Origin of the sequence: Caballeronia sp. (assembly GCF_028292365.1) — a bacterium.
Lineage (GTDB): Bacteria > Pseudomonadota > Gammaproteobacteria > Burkholderiales > Burkholderiaceae > Caballeronia.
The window spans coordinates 1-8,456 of sequence record NZ_JAQGMM010000303.1 but is presented as its reverse complement, the minus strand read 5'-3'; the positions used below and the strand labels follow the sequence as shown (position 1 = coordinate 8,456).

The window sequence follows — 8,456 nt, the reverse complement described above, 5'->3', positions numbered from 1 at the left end:
CGCTGAGTCTGTTCATGGCGGGATTTGCAGTGGGCCCGATCGTATACGGCCCTCTCTCCGATGCAAAAGGCCGCAAGCCCACGCTGTTGCTCGGCCTTGCGTTGTTCACGGTGGGCGGGATTGTCTCGGCGGTGGCGCCCAGCATCGCCGTGTTGCTTGGCGCGCGACTGGTGCAGGGCATTGGGGCGGGCGCGGGGATGACAGTGGCGCTCGCGATCGTCCGCGACCTGTTCGAAGGCAACGCGATGCAGCACCGGTTGGCGGCCATCACCGTGGTGGCGAACGTTGCGCCGATTGTTGCGCCCTCTATTGGCGTCGGCCTGCTGGCGGCGATTGAATGGCGCGGGATATATGGCGTCATGGCAGTCTGCGGACTGGTGGCCGCGCTCGCTACGTGGGCTGGCCTGACGGAATCGGCACCGCAGCGAAGCGGCAGCTTCGCCGTGTCCGGGCTCCTCAATGGATATCGACGCGTGCTGACACATCGCGCGGTGCTGGGGCACATCCTTATCAACGGCTTTGGGTTTGGCTGGATGTTCGCGTACGTCGCAGGCTCGCCGCTTGTTCTGCTGCATGTCCTGCACGTCAGGCCGATCATCTATGCCGCGATGTTCGCCATGACCGGCGCGGGTATTGTCGCGGGTGCAACGGTCAACGGTTTTATCGCCGCGCGCGGTTTTGAATCGCGGCGCATTCTTGCCACCGCTATTTGCACGACACTCGCCGCGACCCTCGGGTTGATTGCGTTGAGCGTATTGCATCGCGCGTCGTTGCTCACCATCATGCCCTTGCTCGTGGCCAGTACTTTTTGCTTCGGGCTCGCGGCGCCCAGTGCCGCACGCGGCGCGCTCGATCCTGTTCCAGAATTGGCGGGCGTGGCGGGCGGCTTGCTGACATCCATACAGATGCTGTGCGGGGCGGGGTCGAGTTCATTCGTCGCCCTGCTGTTTCCCGTACTCGGTATTTATTCGATGAGCGGCGTGATGATTGCTTGCGCGTTACTCGCAGGAATGGTCTGGATCTGGCTCGGGCAACGCGGCGGAGTCGAGACACCCTCAACCGTCGCCGATGCAAACTCGACTTCGACAATTGGAACGTCGTGAGACGCCGGCCAAGTGAGCGGCCCAGCGATTGTCAAACAAGGTTTTGTACTGGCGCTGAATTTCACGCAGTGGAATATACGGGGTACAGGGTACGTCTTTATGCGCTAACTAATGGAATCCTTTGCACGAAAAATTATTAAGCTGCCGTCAGTTTTTCTTTGAGTTCGTGTCAACACACTTCGCGATGAGACGTTAAACGGGTACACGCGACGTCGTCGCCGCGTTGTCGATATCAACTTCGACATCAACCTCAAGGATCTTACTGCCATGAAAAAGCAACTCGTTGCCGCGACGCTCGTCGCTTTGTTCTCCGCTGGTGCATTCGCGCAAGCTTCGGCACCTGCTCCGGCACCTGCCGTTGCTCCGGCTGCAACGGCTGCCGATGCAGCACCGGCTAGCGGCACGCACAAGGCCAAGAAGCATCACCACAAGAAGCATCACAAGAACACGACAGCGGCTACGACGATCCCGTCGTCGGCACCGAAGCCCTAAGCTTTTTACCCGGCGTTAGGTTTTAGCGGTTCGAGAAGGGCCCCGATCCAATCGGGGCCCTTCTTGTTTGGTGCGGTGAGCCGGCCCTGGCACGAGCGGACCCCCCCTCGTGTATCATCCACACCACGCGGCTTTTTCGGGCCATTTTTCGGGCCAACCCCCGCCCGAATGCTCAACCCCACAGCTCTTTCCAGTACCGATGTCACTCTCCGAACTCAAACGGCGCCGCACCTTCGCGGTCATATCCCACCCTGATGCGGGCAAGACCACGCTGACCGAAAAGCTGCTGCTGTTTTCGGGCGCGATCCAGATTGCAGGCACCGTGAAGGGGCGCAAGAGCAGCCGCTATGCGACGTCGGACTGGATGGAAATCGAGAAGCAGCGTGGCATTTCGGTCGCGAGTTCGGTCATGCAGTTTGAATATGGCGATTGCGTCATCAACCTGCTCGATACGCCGGGCCACGAAGACTTCTCTGAAGATACGTACCGCGTGTTGACGGCGGTGGATGCTGCCGTGATGGTGATCGACGGCGCCAACGGCGTTGAAGCTCAGACGCTCAAGCTGCTTGAAGTCTGCCGCAGCCGCCGCACGCCTATTCTCACGTTCATTAACAAGCTCGATCGGGAAGTGCGCCAACCGCTCGATCTGCTCGATGAAATTGAACAGCACCTGGGTGTGGCGGCGGTGCCGTTCACCTGGCCTATTGGCATGGGCAAGGAATTCCAGGGCGTCTACGACATTGCGCACGATCAGGTGCGCGTATTCCGCGCGGGACAAGATACTGCCGGCGGCGCGGTGGAAACCGTGCGTGCGCTCGATGACGCTGACGGCGAACGTCGCTTCGGCCCGAGCTGGGCGCGTGCAAAGGAAGAAATCGATTTGATTACGGGTGCTACGCCCGCGTTTGATCGCGCTGCGTTTCTAGCCGGCGAACAGTCGCCGGTGTTGTTTGGATCGGCGATCAACAACTTCGGCGTGAAGGAAATTCTGGACGCGCTCGTTGAGCTTGCGCCGCCGCCATCGATGCGTATGTCCGTACAGCGTCCGGTGTTGCCGGAAGAGCCGCGCTTTACCGGCGTGGTGTTCAAGGTGCAGGCAAACATGGATTTGGCGCACCGTGACCGCGTGGCGTTTATTCGCGTGTGCTCTGGGCACTTCGAGCGTGGCATGGCGCTAAAGGTGACGCGCACCAACAAGACCTTCCGTGCAAATAACGTGGTGACGTTCCTGTCGCAACGGCGCGAGACGGTGAGTGAAGCGTTCCCGGGCGATATCATCGGCATTCCGAATCATGGCACGCTGAGTCTTGGTGACACATTGACGGAAGGTGAGCTGTTGCAGTTCGTGGGCTTGCCGTTCTTTGCGCCGGAAATTTTCCAGACGGTGGAAGTGGTCGACCCGATCCGCGCGAAGCAGCTGGGTGAAGCGCTGCGGCAACTTGGCGATGAAGGTGCGATCCAGGTGTTCCGTCCGGTGCTTGGCGGCTCGACTATTCTGGGTGCTGTCGGGCAGCTTCAGTTCGAAGTGGTGTCGCACCGCTTATCGGCGGAATACAAGGTGGACGTGCGGATCATGCCGGCGCGGTATCGGATGTCGCGATGGGTTACGTGTGACGATGCTGCTGAATTGCGCCGCTTTACCGATGCATATTCGGCGCGTATTGCGCTGGATGCTTCGAATGCGCCGACGTATCTCGCTTCGCATGTATCGGAAATTGATGTTGCGAAGAAGGCTTGGCCGAAGATCGTTTTTAATGAGCTGCGCGAGCACTCGGGCGCGCCGTTTCAGAAGTCGATTTTATAAGAGCGCTGCCGCCGCGAGTGGCCGATATAGTTTGCGACGAGGTTTGTCAGACCTGCCAATTTGGCGGCAGGCTGTTCGCGGATAGCGCGGGGTGCTCCTTGGGCAGGTTCAATCATTGGTGGTGAGCCGTTCGCATGAGATGCGAGCTGCCCTCAAAACAGGTGCAGCATTGAAATGCTTTGTGGATCGAATGGGTCTGCCGAAATTTGCCTTCAATCTCGGCGAAGAAAAATAGATTGGCCTTTTGCCGACTATTGACTGGGCAAGCGATCGCGTCAGTGATGCGCAGCTTGCGGCAGCGGGCACTTCGTACCCCGACCTGATGGGTAGACCTTCGTTGCAAATGCCTTAAGTGAGGCCGAACGCATTGGCAACACGATCATCGTCTGGAGCGGTGCTTAAGGGTTTTCTGGTAGCTCGCCCGCTCAAATAAATAGGACTATCAGCTTGCGGGAAGCGTCGCAATGGCTTCCAGTGGATTCCCTCACTCGATACGGTTCTATCATTCATATCTGCGCGTTTATGGTCCGCCAAAGATCAAATTGCGCATCGGGTTTTTCGTATATTCATCGACTATTGCGTACACCGTCTCATAGTTGGAATAGTCTGAGTCAACGACGGATTCAAAATAGCCGCTTCAAAGGACCATAACGGCGAACGTGTGGTTAGGAGTGGCGCACTGAGTTGGCTCGGTATTTTTGCACGGTATCGACTCAACGTCGGCGAGGTAATATGCTCAACTGGCAAGCCTATACGATGCCGCTTTTCATGAGCGCCCAGCGTCAACGTTATCGAACACGAAATTCGCCAACAAGCACTCACCTTTGTAAGCGACTTGGTAAGCATCCGATATGAACGCGCACCTAAGACCATGCTCTATTTTCCTCGCAGTTTAGAAGTTACAGATAATCAAGGGCAGACGCGTAGTGTTGGCGAAGCGGGACTACTCGATATCGCCGGGCCAAAGATCGTGCTCGGCGAGCCAGGTATGGGCAAAAGCGAACTCATCCGCAAGCTCGCTCAAACGCTGGATGTGAAGCCGGTTACTGCGATTCGCCTCATGCATAGTAAGAACCCGTCCACACTTGTTGTCACCGGCAAACCGCTTTTGATCGACGGTCTTGACGAAGCGATGTCGCGCCGCGATGGAACCTCCGTGGACGCGATCTTGGCTCAACTGGAGGCGGCGGGTTCCCCCGATTTCATTCTGTCGTGTCGAGTCAGGGAATGGCAGTCCCGCACTGCCGTTAACCTACGCCAGATCTACGATATCGAACCGGTTTTATTCACTCTTCAACCACTGACCCGATCCGAAGCAAGCAGCTTCCTGAGTCATCGGTTTTCGATGATAGACCCGGAATACGTGCTGAGTCATCTCGACGAACATCGCATCGACGACCTGTACCGCAATCCTTTGACGCTTGACTTGATGGGCCGAGTAGCCCGGCACGATGCTCTTCTTCCGGCTACCCGGGCCGCTTTGTTTGGCCGCGTCTGCACACTCATCTGGCCGGAACATGATCCGGATCGACAAGAAAGCGGCCTTGGCATGATCACGGAAGATCAAGCACTTTCAGCCGCTGGTGCAATCTCGGCCGGACTACTGCTTGCCGGTGCAGAAGCAGTAAGCCTTGCAGGACCTGGACAAATTCAGGAAAGCGACATCCGACTCGCCGATATAGATGCTCTTCCTGACGCCATGGCGGCACGGGTGGTTTTCTCATCGAAGCTGTTCGTGAGCGTGGGGCCGGGACGGGCAAAGCCCATTCATCGGGTCATTGCCGAGTTTCTTGCAGCTCGCTGGTTAGCGCAGCATGCTACAACCAATAGAGCGCGGCGACGTTTGCTTGCGCGATTGCGAGGCAGCGGCGCAGTCCCTGCGAGTTTGCGCGGCCTCCACGCTTGGCTTGCATTTCATAGCCCGGCTATGGCAAAAGAGGTGATTCGCGCTGATCCGTTCAGCATGCTTCGCTACGGGGAGGTGAACAATCTAACGGCCGAATCCGCGGGAGTGATGTTCGATGCGCTACAGTCTTTGGCGGAAAAGGACCCGTATTTTCGAACGTTAGACTGGGGGAGTCATACGGTCAACGGCTTGGCGGTACCCAGTCTTCAACATAAGATTAAATCTACGATCGCTTCAGCTGCAAGTAACGAGCATTTGCGGTCTCTGTTGATCGAAACGATCAAAGGCACCCCGCTAGCGAGTGAGCTTTCAAGCACGTTGGAAAAAATTGCTCTCTCTACAGATCGCTTTTACCGTGAAAGAAAGGACGCTGCGGAAGCACTTCTTCCCTACCGTGATCGTGCTTGGTGGCAATCGACGATAGGGGAGTTGCACGATCAAGCGGCGGAAGACTCTCTTCGCCTTGCACGCGATTTAATTGACGAAGTTGACTGTGACGTTAGTGATCAACTCCTTGTCGCAGCAGTTCTTGCAGAGATGGGTGCCACTATGTGCCCGTTTCCTCGGGGTAAAGGGTACCGCATTCACACGATCTTTCATTTCGGTCGTATCGTCGAAACACTGCCCGTTTCAAGATTGATTAGCGTGCTCAATCTCTTATCCGAGCATGTCGATTTGTTTGATCTAAATGTATCCCGATCTGCGCAGGACCTGGCTGAGCTAACCTCGTTGCTTATTCTTAAAGCCATTGAGAAGCAGGCGATTTCGTCGGCGGACGGAGCGTTAGCGTGGAACTGGCTAGCAGCGGTAGCTCGTGCCGACAATTTTCGCGACGGTGCGCCAAAGCGCCTATATGAAACGCTAGATGCGCATGATGACCTGCGTCACGCCATCCAACACCATGTGCTGTATACGGCTCGTTCGCGACCGACCATCTTCGCAACCGAATTCGATCTTGCCTCTCGCCTAGTGGGGCTTGCTGGTCGACCACGGGATGTTACTTGGTTTCTCAACAGGCTTGCAGACACAAACAATAGGGATTCGGCCGCACGTGAAGACTGGAAAGATCTCATGCGACTTGGTTTTTGTCGAGGAGGTATGGATCCGGAAATGCGGGAGGCAAGCAGAAAATTCCAAGCTAGCGACGAGCAGCTTGAAATCTTTGTCCGGAAGCTCGCGAATCCGAAAAAACTGCCATGGGAACGAAAGCAAGAACGCCGGGCGTGGAAGCAGCGACGGAAAATGCAAATCGCATATGAGACGGATCGACGTTATTTTGAATCGAATAGGGTCCAACTTTGTATGGGCGAACTTGCGGTCATGGTTAGTCCGGCAAAAGCGTATCTTGGCCTGTTCAGAGATCTGAAGCGGGAGATGCCGTCGGAAAGGATAACAGCTTGGCTGGGTGGTGAACTCGCAGTTGATGTGATGACGGGCTTCGATACCGTCCTCCACCGCTCTGATCTTCCGTCGCCAGAACAAGTCGCTTTTGGCTTTGCTGAGAGCACCATTTGGAACTATTGTTATCCAATCATGGCGGGCCTTCTGGCGAGGGTGCGCGATGGAGATGATTTATCGCGAATCTCTCACTCAGTGCAAAAGACTGCATTATTGCTATGCCTCGAAAATCATGGCATGTGCAACGAGGACGATGTTTCTTCGCTTCGCGAGATGTTGGAGCGAAACGTTATTTCGACTTCTCAGGAACGAGCCGCTTTCGCGCGACTCTGGATAGAACCGTCACTGGATGCAGGCGTCTCGCACATCCCTGGGCTGTACAAGTTGGCCCACGATGAGCGTTGGCAGACGATTGGCGCATTGCTTGCTCAAGAATGGTTATCGAGCAAGGAGATCAAATGCAAAAGTACGGAGCTAGCCCTAGTCGATTGCCTCACGCAAGCAGGAGCGCTGACTTCATTGGCGTCAATCGCCGCTGAGCGTGCTGATTTCGTGTACGACGACTTCGATCATATGCTGGCTTGGCTCGCAATCGACGTCCTCGTGCGATTCAATTCTGTGCTACCCGATCTTTCGAACATTGGTGTTCACAACACGGAATTTATCTGGTTCCTCCGTGATCGATTTCAACTTGAACGCCGAGGAGATTTGCTTCAGATTACCGTCGCTCAAGCAAAGTGGATCGTCTCGGAATTTCGGACACAGTGGCCATATGCTGTGCTTGTAGGAAGCGGCTCCGGCAATACAAATCCCTACGACGCAACTGAGTTTCTACTCGCGAACGTGACTCTTATAGCGAACGATACGAGCGCGGCGGCAGGCGAAGCTATGCAGGCGTTAGTATCGGCAGACCGTGATAGCTACACTGATTTTTTTCGGCATCTGGCAGCGGAACAACATCAAAAGCGGGCTGAGGAGCACTTCGAGGCATTGCAGCCAAAAGAATTGGCCGAAATGTTGACCGAGGGGCCGCCTTCAAATGTTGATGATCTCAAGTCCCTCGTATTGGAAGAGTTTGAGGTCGCGCAAAAGGTGCTTACCGGTGATGATATCGATCAAGTGAGGGACTTCTGGAGCGATGCGGGCAAACCGCACGACGAAAATCGGTGCCGCGACCGCTTGGTCGCGATCATCAGTCCGGAGTTGAAGCGATACAACGTGCAGCGTATTACCGAAGCCGATATGCCGCAGACAAAACGGGCTGATCTAGCCTTTGCTTACGGCCAAATACAACTCCCAATGGAAGTGAAAGGACAGTGGCATCCAAAGGTCTGGCAAGCTGCGAGCGATCAACTGGATCGCAGTTATTTGATTGACTGGCGTTGTGAGAGTCGCGGCATCTACTGTGTGCTTTGGTTTGGCGAGGTGCCATTCAGCTCAGGGCGTCGATTGCGGCCTCCGCCAGATGGTGTTCGGGCACCTCAATCGGCCGACGAGATGCGAAGGATGCTTATAGAGCGTATTCCAGAGGTGCAACGCTCCTTAATTGATGTCATCGTGGTCGATTTCACAAGCGGAAAACCAACCTCGATAGGCGCTAGTCTAGATCGTAAGTCGTGACTATGAGAGCAAAATGATTTGTGACAGCGCAAGCCGACAACTTGCTGGTAGCCCCGGAAGCACAAATTGGGCGCCGTTTGTCTTGAAATTCGTGATGGCCTTCTTCGGCTAAGAGACGATGTTCGCGCTCACG

The 8,456-nt window shown here is 55.8% G+C and carries 4 protein-coding genes; all 4 read left to right on the top strand.

Annotated elements, in window-relative coordinates; translation table 11 throughout:
• The coding region (locus JWR14_RS18790) for a multidrug effflux MFS transporter (RefSeq protein WP_299709703.1) at window positions 1–1,103 on the top strand (1,103 nt) is incomplete at its 5' end.
• A gap of 267 nt (window positions 1,104–1,370) precedes the next feature.
• A complete protein-coding gene (locus JWR14_RS18785) occupies window positions 1,371–1,595 on the top strand; it encodes a hypothetical protein (protein ID WP_299709702.1) in 225 nt (74 codons plus the stop codon).
• A gap of 199 nt (window positions 1,596–1,794) precedes the next feature.
• Complete coding sequence (locus JWR14_RS18780) at window positions 1,795–3,399, top strand: peptide chain release factor 3 (RefSeq protein ID WP_299709700.1); 1,605 nt, start codon at window positions 1,795–1,797, stop codon at window positions 3,397–3,399.
• Between the two features lie 871 nt (window positions 3,400–4,270).
• The gene (locus tag JWR14_RS18775; protein ID WP_299709698.1) at window positions 4,271–8,323 is read left to right on the top strand and encodes a hypothetical protein; all 4,053 of its coding nucleotides are present in this window, start codon (window positions 4,271–4,273) and stop codon (window positions 8,321–8,323) included.
• Window positions 8,324–8,456 lie beyond the last annotated feature (133 nt).